This is a genomic window from Neisseria sicca 4320 (assembly GCF_000193735.1).
GTDB classification, from domain to species: domain Bacteria; phylum Pseudomonadota; class Gammaproteobacteria; order Burkholderiales; family Neisseriaceae; genus Neisseria; species Neisseria sicca_E.
Genome location: NZ_AEPF01000151.1, coordinates 1 through 20,472 on the forward strand (window position 1 = coordinate 1; position 20,472 = coordinate 20,472).

Here is a 20,472-nt window from a genome sequence, read left to right on the forward strand (position 1 = left end):
ATAAGATTTAAAATAGGCAAATACAAAAAAACAGCCCGGTCAAAAATGACCGGGCTGTTGAATTTTTGGTCGGAGTGAAAGGATTCGAACCTTCGACCCCTTGCACCCCATGCAAGTGCGCTACCAGACTGCGCCACACTCCGACTCGATAAGTTTCGGATTATAGTTTTCTTGTCCGGCTTTGGCAAGGGTGAAGCCTGACGGTTTCGGCTATCTGATTGAAGCGGCTTTGAATTTGTTTGGCGTCAGGCAGGGCGTGTCGGGAAATATTTCACATTCGATTTGAATCCGCAATATTTTTCAGACGACATTCAAATGGCAAACGGATGTGGCGGAATTTTACGGCTGCTATATAATTACAGCTTTTTATTTTTAATGAAAAAATAGGGCTGATGGATAATATTTTGCATGAATTGTTTGCGCGTCAGGCGTTTACTTCGAGTTTGGTGGAGCGCAATTTCGGACAGGTTTCGGGCTGGATTGAGCTGGTCGGCGTATTGATGCTGATGGCGGTGACGTATTGGCTGTCAAACCGACTAAAAAACCGTTATTTCTTTGTGGAACAGGGTAACTTCGCGCTATTGCGGCATATCGGCAGGCGGATTTTGTGGCCGGTGCTGATGATGATTTTCGGCGCGGCGGCTTTGTTTATCTGCAATCTGACGGAGTTTCGCCCGGTATGGCTGCATCTGCTGATTTTGGCGGCGCGCTGGATGATTCTGATTCGGGTCAGCGTGGCGGTTGTTCATGCTGCTTTGCCGCAAAACAAACTGACCGACTGGCTGGAAAAATCGGTCTCCATGGTTTTGTGGGTAGGCTTCGTGCTTTGGCTGTCGGGCTTAGATGATAAGATTTTGGCGATGCTCGACGGCATCAGCTTTTCGGTCGGTTCGGGCAAACTGAGCCTGTTGATGATTTTGAACGGGATTTTGTGGGTCGGGCTTCTGATGATAGGCGCGTCGTGGTTGGCGCGCTTTATCGGCGAGCGTTTGGAGAAAAGCAGCCTGGACAATAATCTGTCCATGATTTTGTCCAAAATCATCAAAACGGTGATGATGGTTTTGGCGGTATTGATTGCGCTGCCGCTGGTGGGAATTGATTTGACGGTATTGTCGGTGTTCGGCGGTGCGTTGGGTGTCGGTATCGGTTTCGGCCTGCAAAAAGTGGCAAGCAACTACATTTCGGGTTTCATTATTTTGGGCGACCGCTCGATCCGCATGAATGACCGTCTGACCGTCAACAACTTTACCGGCTATGTCACCAAAATCACTTCGCGTTTCGTCGTGCTGCGCAATGCCAACGGTACTGAGGCGCTGATTCCGAACGAGACATTCGTTACTTCAATGGTGGTCAACGAATCGTATACCAGCCGCGAATTACAGCAGGCATTCAATATACAGGTCGCCTATCATTCCGACTTGATTAAAGCTTTGGAAATCATAAAAAGCGCCGCCGCCGCACAATCCCGCGTATCAGAAAATCCTGCACCTTTGGCAGTGGTTACCAATTTCGGCGACAACGGTATTGATTTGCGCGTGACATATTGGGTAAAAGATCCTGAAAACGGCTTTGCCGCGCTGCAATCAGCGATTTTTCTGGATATTTGGCAGCAGTTTAACGAACACGACATCGAGTTCCCTTATCCGCAACGCGAAGTCCGTATCCTGAACGAAGAGCAGTCCCCGAGCAACATCGCCATGATTAAGGCGGGAATGCAGGCGCGCAGCGATACCAAATCCGATCCCGCGATGGACGCTGCCGGAGACAATTGATGGCAAAGCCCTTGAAGTATCCCGTGTCCGCGCTGGTGGTTTTGCATGATGCCGACGGTAATATCCTTCTAATCGAGCGTACTTCGCCGCCAGGTTTTTGGCAGTCGGTAACCGGCAGCATCGAGCCGGACGAAACCATAGAGGAAACCGCCAAGCGCGAAGTTTGGGAGGAAACCGGCATCCGCCTTGCGGACGGGCAGCTCTGCAACTGGCACGAGAGCACGGTTTACGAAATCTACCACCACTGGCGGCACCGCTATCCAAAAGGCGTGTTTGAAAACCGCGAACACATCTTTTCCGCCGAAATCCCGCGCGATACGGTGATTGTTTTGCAGCCCGACGAACACGTCGCTTACGGATGGTTCGGCATAGAACAAGCGGCGGAAAAAGTGTTTTCTCCGTCAAACAAAAGGGCGATTTTGAAATTAGGGAAAAGGTTGGGGAAATGAACCAGCCTGATTGCTTAAAGGTCGTCTGAAAACAGCGATTGCGTTTTCAGACGACCTTTTTCCGCATTTTCAGAGAGTCTTTTGTTTGCTATACTTCCGCCGTTCAAACTTCCGTCAAATAAAGGAAATAAAATGGCAGACTTCAATAAAATCCTGACTCCGGGCGATGTGGACGGCGGCATCATCAACGTCGTCAACGAAATTCCCGCCGGCAGCAACCACAAAATCGAATGGAACCGCCGCCTCGGCGCATTCCAACTTGACCGCGTCGAACCCGCGATTTTCGTCAAGCCGACCAACTACGGCTTCATCCCGCAAACCTTGGACGAGGACGGTGACGAATTGGACGTATTGCTGGTTACCGAACAGCCTTTGGCGACAGGCATCTTCTTGGAAGCGCGCGTCATCGGTGTGATGAAGTTTGTCGATGATGGCGAAGTGGACGACAAAATCGTCTGCGTTCCCGCTGACGACCGCAACAACGGCAACGCCTACAAAACCCTTGCCGACTTGCCGCAGCAGCTGATCAAGCAAATCGAATTTCACTTCAACCACTACAAAGACCTGAAAAAAGCAGGTACAACCAAAGTTGAATCTTGGGGCGATGTGGAAGAAGCAAAAAAAGTAATTAAAGAATCTATCGAACGTTGGAATAAACAGGCTTGATGTTTTATTTCAATAAATAAGGAAAGGTCGTCTGAAAATGGTTTTCAGGCGACCTTTTGATTGGAATAGGGGCAAGAAATATAGTGGATTAACTTTAAACCAGTACGGCGTTGCCTCGCCTTAGCTCAAAGAGAACGATTCTCTAAGGTGCTGAAGCACCAAGTGAATCGGTTCCGTACTATCTGTACTGTCTGCGGCTTCGTCGCCTTGTCCTGATTTAAAGTTAATCCACTATAATATTGATAGGTCTCGTATGCAACATAGAAAAAAAACAAGTCAGGTACTGCCTGACCTAGGTATTCAAGATGGCGGTTATTTAAGATGGTTTAAAAACTAAAGCCTTGCTAAAACAGCAAGGCTTTAATCAAAACTGGCACGCCCACGGGGAATCGAACCCCGGTTACCGCCGTGAAAGGGCGATGTCCTAACCGCTAGACGATGGGCGCGGATAAGATAAATAGATTTTTTGGCGCACCCGGAGCGATTCGAACGCCCGACCCTCTGGTTCGTAGCCAGATACTCTATCCAACTGAGCTACGGGTGCGCTGTAACAAAGATTGGGATTATAGGGAAGGGGTGTAAGTCTGTCAAGGGTGTTGTTGGAAAATAAACAGGGAAAGTGTAAAATGCGCGGCTATTGGTTGAATTTACAGGAAAATAAAATGGAAAGCGTTTCTCGCTGGCCGTTGTTGCAGAAGGCATTTGCCCGTTTCGGGAGGCCTGTGGTTGTGGTGGATTTGGAAACTACCGGCGGGAATCTGTATCAAGACAGGGTAACGGAAGTTGCTTTTCTGCGTTTCGACGGGCAAAGCGTATGCCGTTATGAGTGGTTGGTGAATCCGTGTAAGCCGATTCCTGAATTTGTTGCGCAACTAACGGGCATCAGCAATAAAATGGTAAAAACGGCCCCTTTGTTTGCGGAAATTGCTTCACAGTTATTGCCGCTTTTACAGGGGGCAGTGGTGGTGGCGCATAACAGCCGTTTCGACTATACCTTCCTGCGTCACGAGTTTCGCCGCGCCGGAATTGATTTTGCCGCGCCTGCTTTGTGTACCGTCCAGTTGTCGCGCCGCCTTTATCCCGAGTTTTACAAACACAATTTGGACAGCATTATCGAACGGAACGCAATCGCAGTGGAAAACCGTCATCGCGCGATGACCGATGTCTTGGCTTTGAGCGATTATTTGGAACACAGCTTGCGCGAAAAGAATACAGAAGATTGGGATAATTACTGCCGGTCTTTGATGAATCCGAAAATGCTGCCGAATGGGGTAACGGATGCTTTGGCGGCGCAGCTTTATGCATTGCCGGACAGCGAAGGTGTGTTGGTCTGGTTTGACGCATTCGGCAAGGCGCAGGCGGTAGTTGCATTGGAGAAGGCGTATAGTGAAACGGCAGAAATGCTGCATGGTAAAAAAGTTCCGCTTTATTTGAAGGCTGCGGCTTCCGTGCGTTTTATTCCTGCGTTGGGCAGCCTGCATTCGGTATGGTTGAAGGCGCAGGCAATGAGGGAATATGGTATCCGCCCATCTGAACGAGTCGTTTCCAAGCCTACTGCATTTTCTACGGTTCGTTTTTCTCCCGACGAACACGGTGTATTGCAGGCAAGGATTGTGCCTTTGGATAATGGCAGTCGTGCTGTCCGCCCGTATGGGTTGTTCATCCATAAAAAAGCTGCCAAACGCGCGCTTAATACTTGGGCGCTGGAAAACAGACTTTGTCCTGATGCCTTGAATATCCTGCCTGTTGCAAATGGAAAAGGTGTGCCGTGTCCTGTACAGGCACTCGGGCAATGCGACGGTGCCTGCCGTACCGAGGATGGGATAGAAGCGCAAAATGGACGTATCCGCGAATTGGCGCATTTGTTGCCCGTTGCAGACTGGGGGAGGGCGCATGAGGTGGAGATTACGGAAACGGACGGCTTATCCGGAAAAAGCATCACTTTGCGTTGTGCCGGTGGGGCGATTGCTATGCCGGACGGCGGCTGGTACTTTGATGACAGTCTGCCCGCGTTGCTGAAAATGAAATTCAGGCGGGAGCGGGAAAGTGTCAAAATTATTGCTTAATGTAATAATGGCGAAAATGGAATAAGCAGGTTTCAGACGACTTCTGATAACCTGCTTATTTTTTAATCAAGTTTGTTTTTCTCTTGAGAATCAATATGAAGTAGGGTTTATACACAGCTTGTTTACATCATTGCATGTAGAAAGTGTGTATTGTTCCCGTCATTGCACGTTACAATATAGGTCGTCTGAAACCGATTGTATGCCTGATAATGAATACGCCAAAAATTATTTTTTTCGATATTGATGACACGTTATACCGAAAATATACCGATACGCTTCGCCCGTCTGTTGCTAAAGCGATGGAGGCATTGAAAGCGCGGGGTATTTTGACGGCGATTGCGACGGGGAGACCGCCGGTGGCCATTCCGGGTAAGGTGAAAAACCTGATACGCGACAGCGGCATTGATATGCTGGTTACGATTAACGGGCAATACACGACGTTTCACGGAGAGGTGTTGCAGGCTTATCCGATGATTGAAGCCGAAGTGGAGCGGATGTGTACATTTTTTGACAGTCAGTATATTGATTATGCTTTTGTAAATAATGATGAAATTGTCGCATCGGCTGCCGGCGGAAGGGTAAAAGAAGCCTTGTCGCACATCCTGCCTGCTTTTGAAGTGGATAAAGAATATTTCCGCAAACAATCGGTTTATCAGATGCTGGTGTTTGCAGATAAAGCCCAAGAGCAGGAAATTATCGGAAAAATCCAATCCGAAGGCTTCAAATCCGTGCGTTGGCACGAGTCTGCGCTGGATATGCTGCGCCGCGAAGGTTCAAAAGCAAGAGGCATTGCACATGCAGTAGAAAAGTTGGGTATAGGCATGGAAGATGTTATGGCTTTTGGCGACAGCTTTAATGATTTGGAAATGCTCTCATCCGTCGGCTTCGGTGTGGCCATGGGAAATGGTGAGGCTGCGGCGAAGGCCGCGGCGAAATTTATTGCGCCGAGTGTAGATGAAGATGGCGTGTACAGGGCTTTGCTTGAATTGGAAATTATTGATGGATAATGATTTATTTAGAGTTAGGTCGTCTGAAAAGCAGGTTTCAGACAACCTCTTTGTTTGAATAGTAAAAAGTCGGGATGGGGATTTCGGGCTGAGTCCGTGAAAATTGTAAAAACGTATCCCTAAAATCCCCCATTTCAAACCGGGATAAACCAACTAAAATACAGCTGTAAATATTTCGCTATAACAATAAAATGTCGTCTGAAAACAAGCATGATGGGTTTTCAGACGACCTTCAAACCGCTTCCTAAATCGTCCAACCAAGCAACAGGAGAAAACAAATGGAAGAAACATTCGTCCAAACGCTGACCATCGCAGGCTCGGACTCCGGCGGCGGTGCGGGGATACAGGCGGATTTGAAGACGTTTCAGATGCGCGGCGTATTCGGCACCAGCGTGCTGACCGCCGTAACCGCGCAAAATACGCTCGGTGTATCGGCGGTGCATCTGGTTCCGACCGACATCATCACTGCTCAAATCGAAGCCGTCCGTGCCGATTTTGAAATCCGCGCCTATAAAATCGGAATGCTGGGTACGGCGGAAGTGATTGAATGCGTTGCTGAAAATTTGAAAAAATGCCGTTTCGGCAAGCGCGTCCTCGACCCGGTGATGATTGCCAAAGGCGGTGCGCCGCTGTTGCAGGATTCCGCCGTCGAAGCGATGAAACGCCTGCTGTTGTCCGATACGGACATTCTGACGCCGAACCTGCCTGAAGCGGAAGCCTTGACGGACGTGCGCATTGAAAACCGCCAAGACGCGGAACGCGCCGCCAAAATCCTGCAAGATTGCGGCGTGAAAAACGTGGTGATTAAAGGCGGGCATTTGAGCGATAGCCGCAGCGAATACTGCACCGACTGGCTGTTTACGCCGGATGACGTGTTTGAATTTACCGACCGCCGCTTCCCGACGGCGCATACGCACGGTACCGGCTGCACGTTCTCCGCCTGTATCGCCGCCGAGCTGGCAAAAGGTTTCGAAACACTCGAAGCCGTGCAAACCGCTAAAAAATACATTACCGAGGCGATTCGCAATCCTTTGAACATCGGCGCGGGACACGGTCCGGTCAATCATTGGGCGTATCAGGATTGAGGGATATGAAAAGGTCGTCTGAAAACAGATTTTCCGTTTTCAGACGACCTTTTGTTGTGAATGATTCGTTGATGGCAAAAATCAAGCCGGATTCATGAAGCTTTCGATTTCCTGTAAGGAAATGTCGGGCGTCGCACCGTGTCTGGAGGCGACTAGGGCGCCGAGTGCGCAGGCGAAGGTAATGGCTTCTTGCGGCTCGGCATTGTTGAGCAGTTTGTAAGTCAGTCCTGCCAAGAAGCTATCGCCGGAGCCGACGGTATCGACAACTTTGATGCGGAAGCCGCAGTGGCGGTAGAGTTCGCCGTTTTTGTATAAAATTGCGCCGTGTCCGCCTAAAGTGACGCAGATGGTTTGTGCGCCGGTCAAGAGGTTGAGGTAGGCGATGTTTTGTTCGATGCTGTGGTAGGGCGAGCCGTAAGCCGCAGATAATTCGTACAATTCGTCGTCATTGAGTTTGAGCATATCCGCACGCTTCATGGTGGCAAGCAGGCGGTCGGTATCGTAGTGGGGTCTGCGCAGGTTGACGTCGAAGATTTTGAATTTGGCTTTTTCCATCAGTTTGTCTAATGCCGCACGGGAAATCTCGTCGCGGGTGGCAAGGCTGCCGAATACGAAGGCATCGGATTCGGCGACACGCTGCAAGGCGGCATCTTCGACGACGATGCGGTCCCACGCGCAGGGATACACGATTTCGTATGACGCGCTGCCGCATTTGTCCAAGATGACTTTGACAAGGCTGGTATCGCATTCTTTGCACACTTGCAGTAGGTCGGTATTGACGTTTTTCGCTTGGATTTGGCGCAGCAGCTCTTCGCCATCTGCATCATCACCGCGACGGCTGATGATGGCGGTATCGACCCCAAAGGATTGCAAACGGACCAAAACGTTCAGCGGCGCACCACCCAACACTTTGCCGCTTGGAAAATCGTCCCACAACACTTCGCCGAAACTGGTTACTTTCATTTTAGGCCTTCCTTGCTTTGAGTTGATTGGCTGGAACTGCTGCGCTGCGTACGGCTTACCTATCATGTATTTGTAGTAAAACTCCAATACTTAGGCGCGTAAGTATTATGTTTTAAAATCTACCGACTGACAAGCAATCGTAGGCTTATCCGTCAGGAAGTTTGATTCATCACAATATTGCGTTACAGACGGCCTTATTCGGCAAATCAGCAGGGTTTATTTTTCTTTCATTTTATAAGTGCTTTGGGAAGGGGGTAGGCTGATTTTTGAAATTTAAATACAAATCGGTGGAATATGTTTGAACAGACGGGCTATATATTCCGATTTTCTTCATTTCATTACGATATTTAAAAACCCTCTCTTTAAGCCTATAATGTAGTCGTTAAAAATACCGAAAGGTCGTCTGAAAACGTGAAAATCCATTTTCAGACGACCTTCATTAACGGAAAGAACAAATCATGCGTCCATTAAATGCCCGAATCCGCTTGGACAATCTGCGCCACAATTATCAAACCCTGAAACAGATTCACGGCGGCAAAATGCTTGCCGTTATTAAAGCGGACGCTTACGGACACGGCGCGGTACGGTGCGCCCACGCATTGTCCGAAATTGCCGACGGATTTGCCGTCGCTACCATGGACGAAGCCGTCGAATTGCGCGAGAGCGGCATTAGCAATCCCATCGTATTGCTCGAAGGCGTGTTTGAAGCGTCGGAATACGCTACCGTCGATAAATACAATTTGTGGCCGGGCGTCGGCAGCCAATGGCAGCTCGAAGCCTTAATCGCCCATCATTGGCAGAATCCCGTTAAAGTCTGGCTCAAAATGGATTCCGGTATGCACCGCGCCGGCTTCTTTCCGCACAACTACACTTCCGCCTACACCGCCCTGAAGCAATGCAAACACGTTGACAGTATTGTCAAATTCAGCCATTTCGCCTGTGCCGACGAACCCGAAAACGGCATAACCGAAATGCAGCTTGAAGCCTTTGATTTGGCGTGTGAAGGTTTGGAAGGCGAAGAAAGCCTCGCTAATTCCGCCGCTATCTTGAATATTCCCGAAGCGCGCCGCGATTGGGGACGTGCCGGTCTGGCACTTTACGGCATCTCTCCGTTCGGCGGCGTGGACGAACGCCTGAAGCCCGTCATGCGCCTGACTTCCCGCGTATTCGGCGAACGCGTCCTGCAACCTCATTCACCCATCGGCTACGGCGCGACGTTTTACACCAGCAAGTCCACCCGCGTCGGCCTGATTGCCTGCGGTTACGCCGACGGCTATCCGCGCCGCGCCTCGACCAACTCGCCCGTTGCCGTAGAAGGCAAACGCAGCCGCATCATCGGTAGGGTGTCTATGGACATGATCACCGTTGAACTCGACGCTTCCAAAGAAGGTTTGGGCGCCGAAGTCGAACTGTGGGGTGACGTTGTCAATATCAACGAAGTCGCCGAAGCTGCCGGCATGATTCCGTATGAAATTTTTTGCAACGTCAAACGCGCGAAATTTACCTATTCGGAGTGATTTAGGCGGCGGTTTGAACTGAAGGTCGTCTGAAAACAAAGTTAACGGTTTCGTTAAATGGTTTTCAGACGACCTTCTTCATAAGTTTTTTTTAAAATCTAAATATTTTAAGAGCTGCCGTCATTCCCGCGCAGGCGGGAATCCAGAACATAAAATTTAGGAAACTTTTTCTTTGACGATTTCTGCACGGATAAATTTGGATTCCCGCCTGCGCGGGAATGACGGCAGACGGAATATCAGGTTCGGGCAATGCAAAATTGTCAACAATCCAAGTCATATTATTCTAAAGCGGTGCTATAATTTCCCAAATCAATTTTTCAGACGACCCCTACAAGGACCCTGACTTATGAATAATTCAGTCATCACCGTCATCGGCAAAGACCGCGTCGGTATCGTGTACGACGTTTCCAGAATTTTGGCGGAAAACCAAATTAACATCCTCAATATCAGCCAGCAGCTGATGGACGATTTCTTCACCATGATTATCTTGGTGGATACCTCGAAATGCCCCAAATCGCGGCAGGAAATGCTGGATTTGTTTACGGAAGAGAGCAAAAAACTCGCGCTCGACATCCGTATGCAAAACGAAGAAATCTTCCAAGCCATGCACCGCATTTGAGTCGGAGGAATGTGATGAGTATCCAATCCGGCGAAATTTTAGAAACCGTCAAAATGGTTGCCGACCAGCATTTCGACGTCCGCACCATTACCATAGGCATTGATTTGCACGACTGTATCAGTACTGATATCAATGTACTGAACCAAAACATTTACAACAAAATCACCACCGTCGGTAAAGATTTGGTCGCTACGGCGAAACACCTGTCCGCCAAATACGGCGTGCCGATTGTGAATCAGCGTATTTCCGTCACGCCGATTGCACAAATCGCGGCGGCGACCAAAGCCGATTCTTACGTCAGCGTGGCGCAGACTTTGGACAAGGCAGCCAAAGCCATCGGCGTGTCTTTTATCGGCGGCTTTTCCGCGCTGGTGCAAAAAGGCATGTCGCCTTCAGACGAGGTGTTAATCCGCTCCATTCCCGAAGCGATGAAGACGACCGACATCGTGTGCAGCTCCATCAATATCGGCAGCACGCGAGCCGGTATCAATATGGATGCGGTCAGACTGGCGGGCGAAACCATCAAACGCACGGCTGAAATCACGCCCGAAGGTTTCGGCTGCGCCAAAATCGTCGTGTTCTGCAACGCTGTGGAAGACAATCCGTTTATGGCGGGCGCGTTTCACGGGTCGGGCGAAGCGGACGCCGTTATCAACGTCGGCGTGTCAGGGCCGGGCGTAGTCAAAGCCGCGCTGGAAAATTCGGACGCGGTCAGCCTGACCGAAGTCGCCGAAGTCGTGAAAAAAACCGCCTTCAAAATCACCCGCGTGGGCGAACTTATCGGACGTGAAGCCTCGAAAATACTGGGCATCCCATTCGGCATTCTCGATTTGTCGTTGGCGCCAACCCCCGCCGTCGGCGACTCGGTAGCACGCATCCTTGAAGAAATGGGCTTGAGCGTCTGCGGTACGCACGGCACGACGGCTGCCTTGGCATTGCTGAACGATGCCGTGAAAAAAGGCGGCATGATGGCTTCCAGCGCGGTCGGCGGTTTGAGCGGCGCGTTTATCCCCGTTTCCGAAGACGAAGGCATGATTGCCGCCGCCGAAGCAGGCGTGCTGACGCTGGACAAACTCGAAGCAATGACCGCCGTTTGTTCTGTCGGTTTGGATATGATTGCCGTTCCCGGCGACACGCCCGCACACACGATTTCCGGCATCATCGCCGACGAAGCCGCCATCGGCATGATCAACAGCAAAACCACCGCCGTGCGCATCATTCCGGTAACGGGCAAAACCGTCGGCGACAGCGTCGAGTTCGGCGGTCTGTTGGGCTATGCGCCCGTGATGCCGGTTAAAGAAGGTTCGTGTGAAGTGTTCGTCAACCGCGGCGGCAGGATTCCCGTGCCGGTGCAGTCGATGAAGAACTGACTGTTTGACCATGAAAAAGGTCGTCTGAAAACTTGCAATACTTGTTTTCAGACGACCTTTTCCAACTCTGCGCCTGTATTTATCCGTAGAAATTGTTTACAATATGAAAATGCGCCTGTTTATCAGGCATTTTCGCGACAGAAAGGCAATCATGCAAGTTACATCAAAATGGATAGACGGAATGTGCTTTGTCGGCACGACCGAAAACGGACACAGCGTCGTCATGGAAGGCGCGGCGGCGGAAGGGCAGGCGAAACGCGGCCCCAGCCCGATGGAAATGCTGCTTTTGGGCGTGGCAGGCTGCTCCAGCATCGATGTTGTAATGATTGCCGAGAAACAGCGTCAAAAGGTAGTGGACTGCCAAGCGACGGTTACCGCGAAGCGCGCCGACGATGCCCCGCGCGTGTTCACCGAAATCCATATCCATTTTAAAGTCATCGGACACAATCTGACCGAATCCGCCATTGAGCGCGCCGTGCAGATGTCCGCCGAGAAATATTGTTCCGCCTCGATTATGCTGGGCAAGGCGGCGAAAATCACCCACAGTTTTGAAACCGTCGAAGCAGAGTAATTTTTCAGACGACCTCCCGTATCTTTCAGGGGTCGTCTGAAAAGCGTTTAGAGGCGGAATACTGTTTAAGCGTGAATAAAGGCCGCCCGACAAAAAAGCAGATATATTCACGCTACACCATGAATATATCTGCTTGCTTATTGTGGATTCTCTCTCTATCAGCCTTTATAACTTGGCCTTTCGACGTATTGTGCAAGCTTAGTTAGGGATTGTCAACAATTTTTAATTATATCTTAATCAGGTTTCGTGCCATATTGAAATGGAATCAAGCAAAAAGCGATACGGGGCGGCTCAATACCGTCGGAAATTTCCAGTAATTTCAAACAATATGCCGCGTCAGACCATGAGGAGAGCTTAAATAATGAATACCGATAACGAAACCCTTCATGCGCCCACCCCTTCTTCCATGATGCCCGCAGGCAGGCATGATTCGGAGCTGTTTCGCGTTTACGCCCTGATTTTGGACGGCATTACCGACCATGTTTTGCTGCCCGGCAAAAAATTGACCGAATCCGAGCTGTGCCGCCAGATGGTTTGCTCGCGCAATACCGTGCGCGGCGCGCTGTCCCTGTTGGCACACGACAAAATTGTCGATTTGCAGCCCAATCGCGGCGCGTTCGTCCATGTTCCCGATTTGAAGGAAATGCAGGACGTGTTCAACGCGCGTATCGAAATGGAAAGCATGATTTTGAACCTTCTGTCCGATATGCCCGATTTGGAAACCCGCCTCCAGCCGCTTTACACCATGATCGAGCGTGAAGAACAGGCATCCGACAGCGGCGACCGCGTGGGTTGGAACCGCCTGTCCAACGCCTTCCACGTCGAACTCGCGCGCCTGATCGATAACTACGTCTTGTTCGACATCATGAATACCCTGTGCGCCCGCTCTTCGCTCATCGTCGCCGTCTTCGATGCGCAGCGTCATGAAAAACGCGCCATCAATCCCCATACCCATTCCGAACACCGCGAAATCCTCGACCTGCTGGTCAACGGCAAACGCAACCGCGTCGTCAAAGTCATGCGCAAACACTTAAGCGCATGCGTGGAGCGTTTGGAACGCAAATACGAAGGCGAGTAATCAAATGCCGATAAAAGGTCGTCTGAAAACGAGCGTGGGTAGGTTGTCAGACGACCTTTGTCAGCATTTCGTTGTTGTTAAACATTTTTACGCTAACCTGCCGACCAAACCGACATTACGGCATTTTTTCATGAGACATTTCTCCAATGACCGCTTATACGCAACAGCTCGACCAAAAAATCCAATACTTGCAACAGCTTTTCCAAGGTTTGGATTTTCCTGAAATTCAAGTTTTCGAATCTCCCGAACAGCATTACCGGATGCGCGCCGAATTTCGCATTTGGCATGAAGGTGGTGAAATGTTTTATGCCATGTTCGAGCGCGGGCAGAAAGCGAGCGGCGCAAGTCTGATACGTTACGACCAATTTCCCGCCGCCTCTGAGTCCATCAATGCCTTAATGCCCAAACTCATCGAAGCTGCCGCGCAAAATCCCGAACTCAAAAACCGCTGGTACGCCGTAGAATTTCTGTCTGCACTGAGCGGCGAGATGCTCTTTACCATGATTTACCACAAAAAGCTGGGCGAAGCGTGGCAACGTGCGGCTGAAGCTTTGGCGCGTGAATTGGGCATTCATATCATCGGTCGGAGTAGGGGGCAGAAAATCGTCTTGACTCAAGACTATATCACCGAAGAGCTGAACGTAAACGGCAAAACCTTCCGCTACCGCCAAGTCGAAGGCAGCTTTACCCAGCCTAACGCCCGCGTGTGCGAAAAAATGCTCGGCTGGGCGTGTGATGTTGCGCAAAATCTTAGCGGCGATTTGCTTGAACTTTATTGCGGCAACGGCAATTTCACCCTGCCGCTCTCGCAGTATTTCCGTCAGGTTTTGGCGACTGAAGTGTCCAAAACTTCCGTTTACGCCGCTCAATGGAACATCGAGGCAAACCAAAGGGACAACATCAAAATCGCCCGCCTCTCTGCGGAAGAATTTACCGAAGCCTACACGCAAAGCCGCGAATTCCGCCGCCTGCAAGAGCAGGGTATCTCGCTGAAAGATTATGATTTTTCCACTATTTTTGTCGATCCGCCCCGCGCCGGCGTCGATGATGAAACGTTGAAGCTGGTTTCCCGGTTTGTCAACATTATCTATATTTCCTGCAATCCCGAAACCTTGCGCGCGAACCTCGACACCCTCTGCCAAACCCATACTGTCGAACGCGCCGCGTTGTTTGATCAGTTTCCGTTTACGCACCATATCGAAAGCGGCGTTTATTTGAAGAAAAAATAAAGAAGCGGGTTTGAAAAAGGTCGTCTGAACATTTTAAAAACATGGATTTCATGTGCTAAACTGTTTTCAGACGACCTTTTCCTTGATAAGAAATTTCCAATAAAGCCTGAATCATCATGCCCGTAGATTCCTTTTTCTACCTCTTACTGCTCACCGGATTTTGCGCCGGACTGATGAACGCGGCGGTTGGCGGCGGCGGATTGTTGCAAATACCGGGGCTGTTCAACCTGCTGCCCGCTTCCACGCCCGTGGCTTCGGTCATCGGCACCGACAAATTCGCTGCCTTATGCGGCACGCTGACTGCAACGGGGCAATACCTGAGCAAAATCCCCCTGCCGTGGAAAATGCTGCTGCCCACCGCCGCGTTGGCGTTTGCCGCTTCCTATCTGGGCGCGAATGCCGTGGCGTATCTGCCCGTGCACTACATGAAACCGGCGATGTTGGTCATCATGGTGGCCATGTGCCTTTATACTTTTTTGAAAAAAGACTTGGGGCAGGCGGTGCGCACCAAAAAATTGACGTGCCGCGAAACCTTATGGGGCTTACTCTTCGGCGCGCTCATCGGTTTTTACGACGGCATCTTCGGGCCGGGCTCAGGCAGCCTGCTGGCCTTCGTATTCGTCCGTTTTTACGGTTATGATTTCCTGACGGCGAACGCATCCGCCAAAGTCATCAATTCCACCACCTACCTTGCCGCGCTGGCGGTTTTCATCCCGCAAGGTCATGTCGTGTGGGCGTGGGCAATTCCACTTGCGCTGGCGAATTTGTGCGGCGGCGTGGTCGGCGCGAAATTGGCGATGCGCGGCGGAACCAAGTTTCTGCGTTACGGATTTATGGTGTTGCTGTGTCTGACCATAGGCAAATTTGCTTGGGATTTGATTCGATAGAGATGGGGCGCACCATAGCAGGATTCGCGTCCTGAAAGCGGTTCAGACGACCTTTGTATGCTAAAATCCTTCATCTTTCAGTATATGACCGATAGAGGGAAAACATGGCAGGCAACACTTTCGGACAACTCTTCACCGTTACCACCTTCGGCGAAAGCCACGGCGCAGGTTTGGGCTGCATCATCGACGGCTGCCCGCCCGGACTGGCATTGACCGAATCAGACATCCAAACCGACCTCGACCGGCGCAAACCCGGCACCAGCCGCCACGTTACCCAACGCCGCGAAGCCGACCAAGTCGAAATCCTCTCCGGCGTCTTCGAAGGCAAAACCACCGGCACACCCATCGCCCTCTTAATCCGCAATACCGACCAACGCAGCAAAGACTACGGCAACATCGCCACCAGCTTCCGTCCCGGTCATGCCGACTATACCTACTGGCACAAATACGGCACGCGCGATTACCGCGGCGGCGGCAGAAGCTCCGCCCGCGAAACCGCCGCCCGCGTTGCCGCCGGAGCCGTTGCCAAGAAGTGGTTGAAAGAAAAATTCAGTACAGAAATCACCGCCTACGTTACCCAAGTCGGCGAAAAAGAAATTCAGTTTGAAGGCTACGAACACATTTCCGAAAATCCCTTCTTCGCTGCCAACCAAAGCCAAATCGCCGAGCTGGAAAACTATATGGACAGCGTGCGCAAATCATTGGATTCTGTCGGCGCGAAGCTGCATATCGAAGCCGCCAACGTCCCCGTTGGCTTGGGCGAACCCGTTTTCGACCGCCTCGATGCCGAAATCGCCTACGCCATGATGGGCATCAACGCCGTCAAAGGCGTAGAAATCGGTGCGGGCTTCAGCAGCGTCGTCCAACGCGGCAGCGAACACGGCGACGAACTTACCCCGCAAGGCTTCCTGTCCAACCACTCAGGCGGCATCCTCGGCGGCATCAGCACCGGACAAGACATCCACGTCAACATCGCCATCAAACCCACCAGTTCCATAGCCACCCCGCGCCGCAGCATCGACATCAACGGCGACCCCGTCGAACTCGCTACGCACGGCAGACACGACCCCTGCGTCGGCCTCCGCGCCGCCCCCATCGCCGAAGCCATGCTCGCGCTGGTACTCATCGATCACGCCCTGCGCCATCGTGCGCAAAATGCCGACGTAGTTGTTGATACGCCCGACATTACCAAGCAGCATAGATAAAATTGAAAGAGGTCGTCTGAAAACAAACATGGCGGATTGTGCCGAACGTTTTCAGACGACCTTTTCGCAACGCTATGGCGACAGGTGTGTCGGCGTCGTCCGTAAAATAAACATTTACAATCGAACATTCGTAAAAAAACTTAGCCAAAACACAGGCTTTATACTAAAATACCGCCATTACCGTGCCGTAGCGAAACGCACGGCTTTATTTTAGAGGAATACAAACGACATGACACAAGAAACTGCTTTGGGCGCAGCTTTGAAATCCGCCGTTCAAACCATGAGCAAGAAAAAACAGACCGACATGATTGCCGACTACATCTACGGCAAATACGACGTCTTCAAACGATTCAAACCGCTGGCCGTCGGCATCGACCAAGACCTTGTTGCCGCGCTGCCCCAATACGATCCTGCCCTGATCGCCCGCGTTCTCGCCAACCATTGCCGCCGTCCCCGCTACCTCAAAGCCCTGGCGCGCGGTGGAAAACGTTTTGATTTGAACAACCGCTTCAAAGGCGAAGTCAGTGCGGAAGAACAAGCCATCGCCCAACAGCATCCGTTTGTCCAACAGGCTCTGGCAGAACAAGCCGAGCGTCAAGCCGCCAAACAGGCAGTGCAAACTGAGGCAGTAGAAGCCGAACAAGTCGGCGCAGCAGTCGAAACTGAAGAAGCGGCACTAAACAACGCTGAATAATACTTCATGATTTTAAAAGGTCGTCTGAAAACGGATTTTCCGTTTTCAGACGACCTTTTTTATCAGTATTTCAAATTAACGGAGGAGGGGAAAGAGGAACACGCTTTGCGCCTATGATTTTTGCTTTGGTAGGGATTCACAAACGTGTTTTTTGTTGATTTTTGATCTGGGCTTACACATTTTCTGAAGATGGGTTTTCGTGTACGAGAGAATTGGAGAAGAGATGGGAATATCTTGTTTTATTTGATTTTATTTTAAACTTGGAAAATCAAGATAAAAAAATGCGCATATCGTTTGGGATATGCGCCAAGTCTACAAAGGAGAAATAGAGGAGAAAAATCAAGCTGCATCAAGCAACTCAACGGGCGTAATTTTGACATAATAAAGAAGTATTGTCAACGGCTTTTATGGAAATTCTTAAATTGTTGCATTACATACAACATATTGAATCAGTATTGGAAAATAGCGGCATTTGGTGTTGGGAATTATCATCAAGACAAAACAAAAGGTCGTCTGAAAACTTTTCCAACCGATAATGCGGGAAGTTTTCAGACGACCTTCCAGACGGTTAAATCAAGCCTTGGTTGAGGGTGCTATCCATACCTAAAGCATTCAGGAATTGGGTAGCGGTATAGCTTTCGCCACCTTCAAATTTAAAGGTGTCAACCGTATCATGACCGGATGGGGAATGAACCATATCCTTGATAGTCAATGCGTTATTTGAACCTTTCAGCTTCACAACCCAGTCTTTGCCTGTGGTCAATTCGACATCTTTAATCGTTAAATTTCCTGAGAAGAGAACGGTAGTATCTGCTTCTGTGCGGATATTGTGCAATGTATCGTGTCCGCTTTCCTTCCCAAACATAATGGTATTTTTAACCGAGTGTCCGGAGTCGAAAATGGCATCATTACCCGTACCGCCGTCAATGAGATTGTATCTTCCTAAGGTGATACTATCTTCCCCATTGCCACCGTAGAAGGTAACTTTACCGATCACGTCTGAAAAGTCCGCAGTATCGTTATCAGCCGATCCGTAAACAACGCGGTTGTATCCCCTCTGATCAATACCATACCAGTCAACCTTATCGGTAAGGTTGTGGACAAGGTTACCGGCTTTGTCAAAGTGAGGCACATTCAGACCAAAATGCTCAATGATTTCGCCAACGGTATAGGTTTTGGAATCAAACTGGAATTCGCTGATTGCGCCGTAAATGCCGGATTGGTTTTTAATAGTCAGGACATCGTTTGTCCCTTTGATTGAAATGCTCCAAGTATCGCCGTTCAGACGGGGAATAATAATGAATTCGGAATCGGTAGGGATATGATCAATGTCTGATTTGTCATAGCCTTGAGTCATCGAAATTTCTAAATCATCCAAAGTCAGGCCGCCGGTAAATTTAACGGTATTGGCGTTTGGCATTCCATCGGGGTTGAATTCGGGATCAAGATTGAAATTGTAGTCAAAGACGGTATCGTGTCCGTATCCTTTACCAAAGACGTAAGTATCTCTGTGTTGTCCGCCTTCAAGATGGTCATCGCCGGCACCGCCGTCCAGATAATCATCACCAATGTCGGCATACAATTTATCATTGCCGTCGCCGCCGTAGAGTTCGTCATCGCGTTCATTACCGAAATAGCTTGTTCCGCTATCACGCAATATGTCATCTCCGCCTAGTCCGTACAGACGGTCACGTCCGTCGATTCCGCTGTCGATGGTATCGTTTTGCTCTGTACCGGTAAGGATGTCGTCTCTTGCCGTACCGGTGATGGTCGAACCTTGTTGTTTGTTTGAATTGGCAACAGCTTTGAGCAGGGATTCTTGGGTATAGGTTTCGCCGAGCAGTTCAAAACGTCCGATAGCAACTTTGCCGTCTGAGCCGATTTGGTCCCGAATCAATGCGGAGCCGTTTGCGGACGTAATCAACCAGTCTTTCCCGCCTTGTGCGTTGTCATTGACGCTGATTTTGAGGTCTTTGATACGGAGGTCGTCTGAAAAACGCAAAGTGTTGTTTCCTTGGTCGTCGATAATCGTATCATCGTCGCCGAAAATATAGGTGTCGTTACCTGCGCCGCCTTTCAGGGTGTCTTTTCCTTTGCCGCCGATTAAAGTGTCGTTGCCTGCGTCGCCATTGATGTTGTCGTTCCCTTCGCCACCATCCAGGTAATCATCACCGTCGCCGCCGTTAAGGTTGTCATTTCCACCCATGCCGTAAACGGTATCGTTGCCGCGTCCGCTGTTGAGCCGGTTGTGTCCGGCATTGCCGGTCAAGATATTGTCGCTGTTGTTGCCTGCGCCGAAGATATTGGCATTGCCGGTCAAGGTAACGTTTTCAACATTGGTTGCCGCTGTGTAGGAAACGCTGCTGATTACGGTATCGGTACCTGCGCCTTTTCCTTCGATAATGACATCTTTGACATTATCAACATAATAAGTATCGTCTCCCCATCCTCCGCTCATCGTATCGGCACCGGCTTTGCCGTCAATAATGTCATTACCGTCACTACCATTTAAAACGTCGTCTGAATCGGTTCCATTAATGGTCAGGTTTTGTGGTTTCGCTGTTTCAATGTTGGCTTTTGTCGCACGAACAAATTCGGCTACATTCAAAACACCGCTGTCAAAAACAAATTGATGGATGGCAGGGACGCTGCTTCCGGCAGTATATTGGTTGCTGATGGTCAGTACGGAATCTGTGTTTTTAATGGAGATTTTCCAATCTTGCCCACCATCATTGTTGGCAACAGCCGTTATTGTCAAATCTTCGGCACGCAAGCCTCCGGTAAAGCGGATGCGGTTGTTTCCCTCGGTATCGATAATGGTATCCCTGCCGCCTGCCGCATTGAAAATGTAGGTATCGTTACCTGCACCACCGTTAAGTACATCGTCACTGGCTTCCCCGTTTAATGTATCGTCGCCATCTTCACCGAACAGTAAGTCGATGCCTTCCCCGCCGTTGATGGTGTCATCACCGCCGCCACCGTAAACGGTATCATTGCCGCGTCCGCTGTTAAGACGGTTACGTCCGCTGTTGCCGATAAGGATGTTATCGGCGTTGTTTCCTGCCCCGAAGATATTGGCATCACCTTCTAGAATCAGATTTTTTTCTCCGGCAGCAAGCGTACGGCTGGTGTTGCTGCGAATGTAAGTTAAATAGTTTGCGTTTGCCGCATCTGTCAAAGTTGATTCGCTGCGGCTTTGCTTTTCTGATGAAAGGTGAGTGACTCGGGTATTCATAATGGTGTTTTCCGTATAAATAAAGATTAATCAGAAGGTTATGCTGATAGGTGGCAGTT

At 50.1% G+C, this 20,472-nt stretch carries 17 protein-coding genes and 3 tRNA genes; 15 read left to right on the plus strand and 5 right to left on the minus strand.

The genetic code is table 11. The features are described from left to right. Positions 1–66: 66 nt before the first annotated feature. Positions 67–143 (minus strand) — tRNA-Pro (locus NSCA4_RS0111900). 249 nt (positions 144–392) lie between these two features. On the opposite strand from NSCA4_RS0111900, the gene NSCA4_RS0111905 reads away from it, so the two are divergent. The 3 genes from NSCA4_RS0111905 (at position 393) to NSCA4_RS0111915 (ending at position 2,887) form a co-directional block, all read left to right on the plus strand. Next, on the plus strand, positions 393–1,772 hold the full coding sequence (locus tag NSCA4_RS0111905) for a mechanosensitive ion channel family protein (protein WP_016688321.1): 1,380 nt from the start codon (positions 393–395) through the stop codon (positions 1,770–1,772). Next, positions 1,772–2,221 (plus strand): dihydroneopterin triphosphate diphosphatase, encoded by a 450-nt coding sequence (gene nudB, locus NSCA4_RS0111910; protein ID WP_016688322.1) that lies wholly within the window; start codon positions 1,772–1,774, stop codon positions 2,219–2,221. The genes NSCA4_RS0111905 and nudB overlap by 1 nt, the downstream gene beginning before the upstream one ends. Before the next feature lie 132 nt (positions 2,222–2,353). Next, on the plus strand, positions 2,354–2,887 hold the full coding sequence (locus NSCA4_RS0111915; protein ID WP_016688323.1) for an inorganic diphosphatase: 534 nt from the start codon (positions 2,354–2,356) through the stop codon (positions 2,885–2,887). A gap of 371 nt (positions 2,888–3,258) precedes the next feature. On the opposite strand, the gene NSCA4_RS0111920 is transcribed toward NSCA4_RS0111915, so the two are convergent. Together NSCA4_RS0111920 and NSCA4_RS0111925 are read right to left on the minus strand one after the other, a co-directional pair. Continuing rightward, positions 3,259–3,333 (minus strand) — tRNA-Glu (locus tag NSCA4_RS0111920). 21 nt (positions 3,334–3,354) lie between these two features. Continuing rightward, positions 3,355–3,431 (minus strand) — tRNA-Arg (locus tag NSCA4_RS0111925). 118 nt (positions 3,432–3,549) lie between these two features. Between NSCA4_RS0111925 and NSCA4_RS0111930 the strand changes: the two genes are divergently transcribed. From NSCA4_RS0111930 to thiD, 3 genes are all read left to right on the plus strand, one after another. Further along, positions 3,550–4,953, plus strand: coding sequence for a 3'-5' exonuclease family protein (locus NSCA4_RS0111930; protein WP_029609761.1), 1,404 nt, complete (start codon positions 3,550–3,552; stop codon positions 4,951–4,953). A gap of 209 nt (positions 4,954–5,162) precedes the next feature. Next, on the plus strand, positions 5,163–5,960 hold the full coding sequence (locus NSCA4_RS0111935) for a Cof-type HAD-IIB family hydrolase (RefSeq protein ID WP_016688325.1): 798 nt from the start codon (positions 5,163–5,165) through the stop codon (positions 5,958–5,960). A 278-nt stretch (positions 5,961–6,238) separates the two neighbouring features. Then, complete coding sequence (gene thiD, locus NSCA4_RS0111940; RefSeq protein ID WP_016688326.1) at positions 6,239–7,045, plus strand: bifunctional hydroxymethylpyrimidine kinase/phosphomethylpyrimidine kinase; 807 nt, start codon at positions 6,239–6,241, stop codon at positions 7,043–7,045. 81 nt (positions 7,046–7,126) lie between these two features. On the opposite strand, the gene NSCA4_RS0111945 is transcribed toward thiD, so the two are convergent. Next, complete coding sequence (locus tag NSCA4_RS0111945; protein WP_016688327.1) at positions 7,127–8,008, minus strand: carbohydrate kinase family protein; 882 nt, start codon at positions 8,006–8,008, stop codon at positions 7,127–7,129. A gap of 458 nt (positions 8,009–8,466) precedes the next feature. Here NSCA4_RS0111945 and alr point away from each other — a divergent pair, with 458 nt between their 5' ends. The 9 genes from alr (at position 8,467) to NSCA4_RS0111990 (ending at position 17,178) form a co-directional block, all read left to right on the plus strand. Continuing rightward, entirely contained in the window at positions 8,467–9,525 is a 1,059-nt protein-coding gene (gene alr, locus NSCA4_RS0111950) for an alanine racemase (RefSeq protein ID WP_016688328.1), read from the plus strand. Between the two features lie 346 nt (positions 9,526–9,871). Then, entirely contained in the window at positions 9,872–10,144 is a 273-nt protein-coding gene (locus tag NSCA4_RS0111955; protein WP_016688329.1) for an ACT domain-containing protein, read from the plus strand. Positions 10,145–10,158: 14 nt separating this feature from the next. Continuing rightward, on the plus strand, positions 10,159–11,514 hold the full coding sequence (locus tag NSCA4_RS0111960) for a PFL family protein (RefSeq protein ID WP_016688330.1): 1,356 nt from the start codon (positions 10,159–10,161) through the stop codon (positions 11,512–11,514). 151 nt (positions 11,515–11,665) lie between these two features. Further along, positions 11,666–12,085, plus strand: coding sequence for an OsmC family protein (locus tag NSCA4_RS0111965; protein WP_003741038.1), 420 nt, complete (start codon positions 11,666–11,668; stop codon positions 12,083–12,085). Positions 12,086–12,446: 361 nt separating this feature from the next. After that, positions 12,447–13,163 (plus strand): GntR family transcriptional regulator, encoded by a 717-nt coding sequence (locus NSCA4_RS0111970; protein ID WP_016688332.1) that lies wholly within the window; start codon positions 12,447–12,449, stop codon positions 13,161–13,163. Positions 13,164–13,309: 146 nt separating this feature from the next. Further along, positions 13,310–14,392 carry a tRNA (uridine(54)-C5)-methyltransferase TrmA gene (trmA, locus tag NSCA4_RS0111975; protein WP_016688333.1) on the plus strand — a complete coding sequence of 361 codons (1,083 nt, stop codon included), beginning with the start codon at positions 13,310–13,312 and terminating at the stop codon, positions 14,390–14,392. 116 nt (positions 14,393–14,508) lie between these two features. Continuing rightward, positions 14,509–15,279 (plus strand): sulfite exporter TauE/SafE family protein, encoded by a 771-nt coding sequence (locus NSCA4_RS0111980; protein ID WP_016688334.1) that lies wholly within the window; start codon positions 14,509–14,511, stop codon positions 15,277–15,279. 104 nt (positions 15,280–15,383) lie between these two features. Next, positions 15,384–16,484, plus strand: a complete 1,101-nt coding sequence (gene aroC / locus NSCA4_RS0111985) for a chorismate synthase (RefSeq protein WP_016688335.1) — start codon at positions 15,384–15,386, stop codon at positions 16,482–16,484. Between the two features lie 229 nt (positions 16,485–16,713). After that, positions 16,714–17,178 (plus strand): ProQ/FINO family protein, encoded by a 465-nt coding sequence (locus NSCA4_RS0111990; RefSeq protein ID WP_016688336.1) that lies wholly within the window; start codon positions 16,714–16,716, stop codon positions 17,176–17,178. A 568-nt stretch (positions 17,179–17,746) separates the two neighbouring features. On the opposite strand, the gene NSCA4_RS0111995 is transcribed toward NSCA4_RS0111990, so the two are convergent. Continuing rightward, complete coding sequence (locus tag NSCA4_RS0111995; protein ID WP_016688337.1) at positions 17,747–20,413, minus strand: calcium-binding protein; 2,667 nt, start codon at positions 20,411–20,413, stop codon at positions 17,747–17,749. Positions 20,414–20,472: the final 59 nt, after the last annotated feature.

What these genes read in the sequence shown, in the direction of transcription:
- NSCA4_RS0111905 (WP_016688321.1), top strand. Translation starts at nt 393, where the DNA reads ATGGATAATATTTTGCATGAATTGTTTGCGCGTCAGGCGTTTACTTCG.
- nudB (WP_016688322.1), top strand. Translation starts at nt 1,772, where the DNA reads ATGGCAAAGCCCTTGAAGTATCCCGTGTCCGCGCTGGTGGTTTTGCAT.
- NSCA4_RS0111915 (WP_016688323.1), top strand. Translation starts at nt 2,354, where the DNA reads ATGGCAGACTTCAATAAAATCCTGACTCCGGGCGATGTGGACGGCGGC.
- NSCA4_RS0111930 (WP_029609761.1), top strand. Translation starts at nt 3,550, where the DNA reads ATGGAAAGCGTTTCTCGCTGGCCGTTGTTGCAGAAGGCATTTGCCCGT.
- NSCA4_RS0111935 (WP_016688325.1), top strand. Translation starts at nt 5,163, where the DNA reads ATGAATACGCCAAAAATTATTTTTTTCGATATTGATGACACGTTATAC.
- thiD (WP_016688326.1), top strand. Translation starts at nt 6,239, where the DNA reads ATGGAAGAAACATTCGTCCAAACGCTGACCATCGCAGGCTCGGACTCC.
- NSCA4_RS0111945 (WP_016688327.1), bottom strand. Translation starts at nt 8,008, where the DNA reads ATGAAAGTAACCAGTTTCGGCGAAGTGTTGTGGGACGATTTTCCAAGC.
- alr (WP_016688328.1), top strand. Translation starts at nt 8,467, where the DNA reads ATGCGTCCATTAAATGCCCGAATCCGCTTGGACAATCTGCGCCACAAT.
- NSCA4_RS0111955 (WP_016688329.1), top strand. Translation starts at nt 9,872, where the DNA reads ATGAATAATTCAGTCATCACCGTCATCGGCAAAGACCGCGTCGGTATC.
- NSCA4_RS0111960 (WP_016688330.1), top strand. Translation starts at nt 10,159, where the DNA reads ATGAGTATCCAATCCGGCGAAATTTTAGAAACCGTCAAAATGGTTGCC.
- NSCA4_RS0111965 (WP_003741038.1), top strand. Translation starts at nt 11,666, where the DNA reads ATGCAAGTTACATCAAAATGGATAGACGGAATGTGCTTTGTCGGCACG.
- NSCA4_RS0111970 (WP_016688332.1), top strand. Translation starts at nt 12,447, where the DNA reads ATGAATACCGATAACGAAACCCTTCATGCGCCCACCCCTTCTTCCATG.
- trmA (WP_016688333.1), top strand. Translation starts at nt 13,310, where the DNA reads ATGACCGCTTATACGCAACAGCTCGACCAAAAAATCCAATACTTGCAA.
- NSCA4_RS0111980 (WP_016688334.1), top strand. Translation starts at nt 14,509, where the DNA reads ATGCCCGTAGATTCCTTTTTCTACCTCTTACTGCTCACCGGATTTTGC.
- aroC (WP_016688335.1), top strand. Translation starts at nt 15,384, where the DNA reads ATGGCAGGCAACACTTTCGGACAACTCTTCACCGTTACCACCTTCGGC.
- NSCA4_RS0111990 (WP_016688336.1), top strand. Translation starts at nt 16,714, where the DNA reads ATGACACAAGAAACTGCTTTGGGCGCAGCTTTGAAATCCGCCGTTCAA.
- NSCA4_RS0111995 (WP_016688337.1), bottom strand. Translation starts at nt 20,413, where the DNA reads ATGAATACCCGAGTCACTCACCTTTCATCAGAAAAGCAAAGCCGCAGC.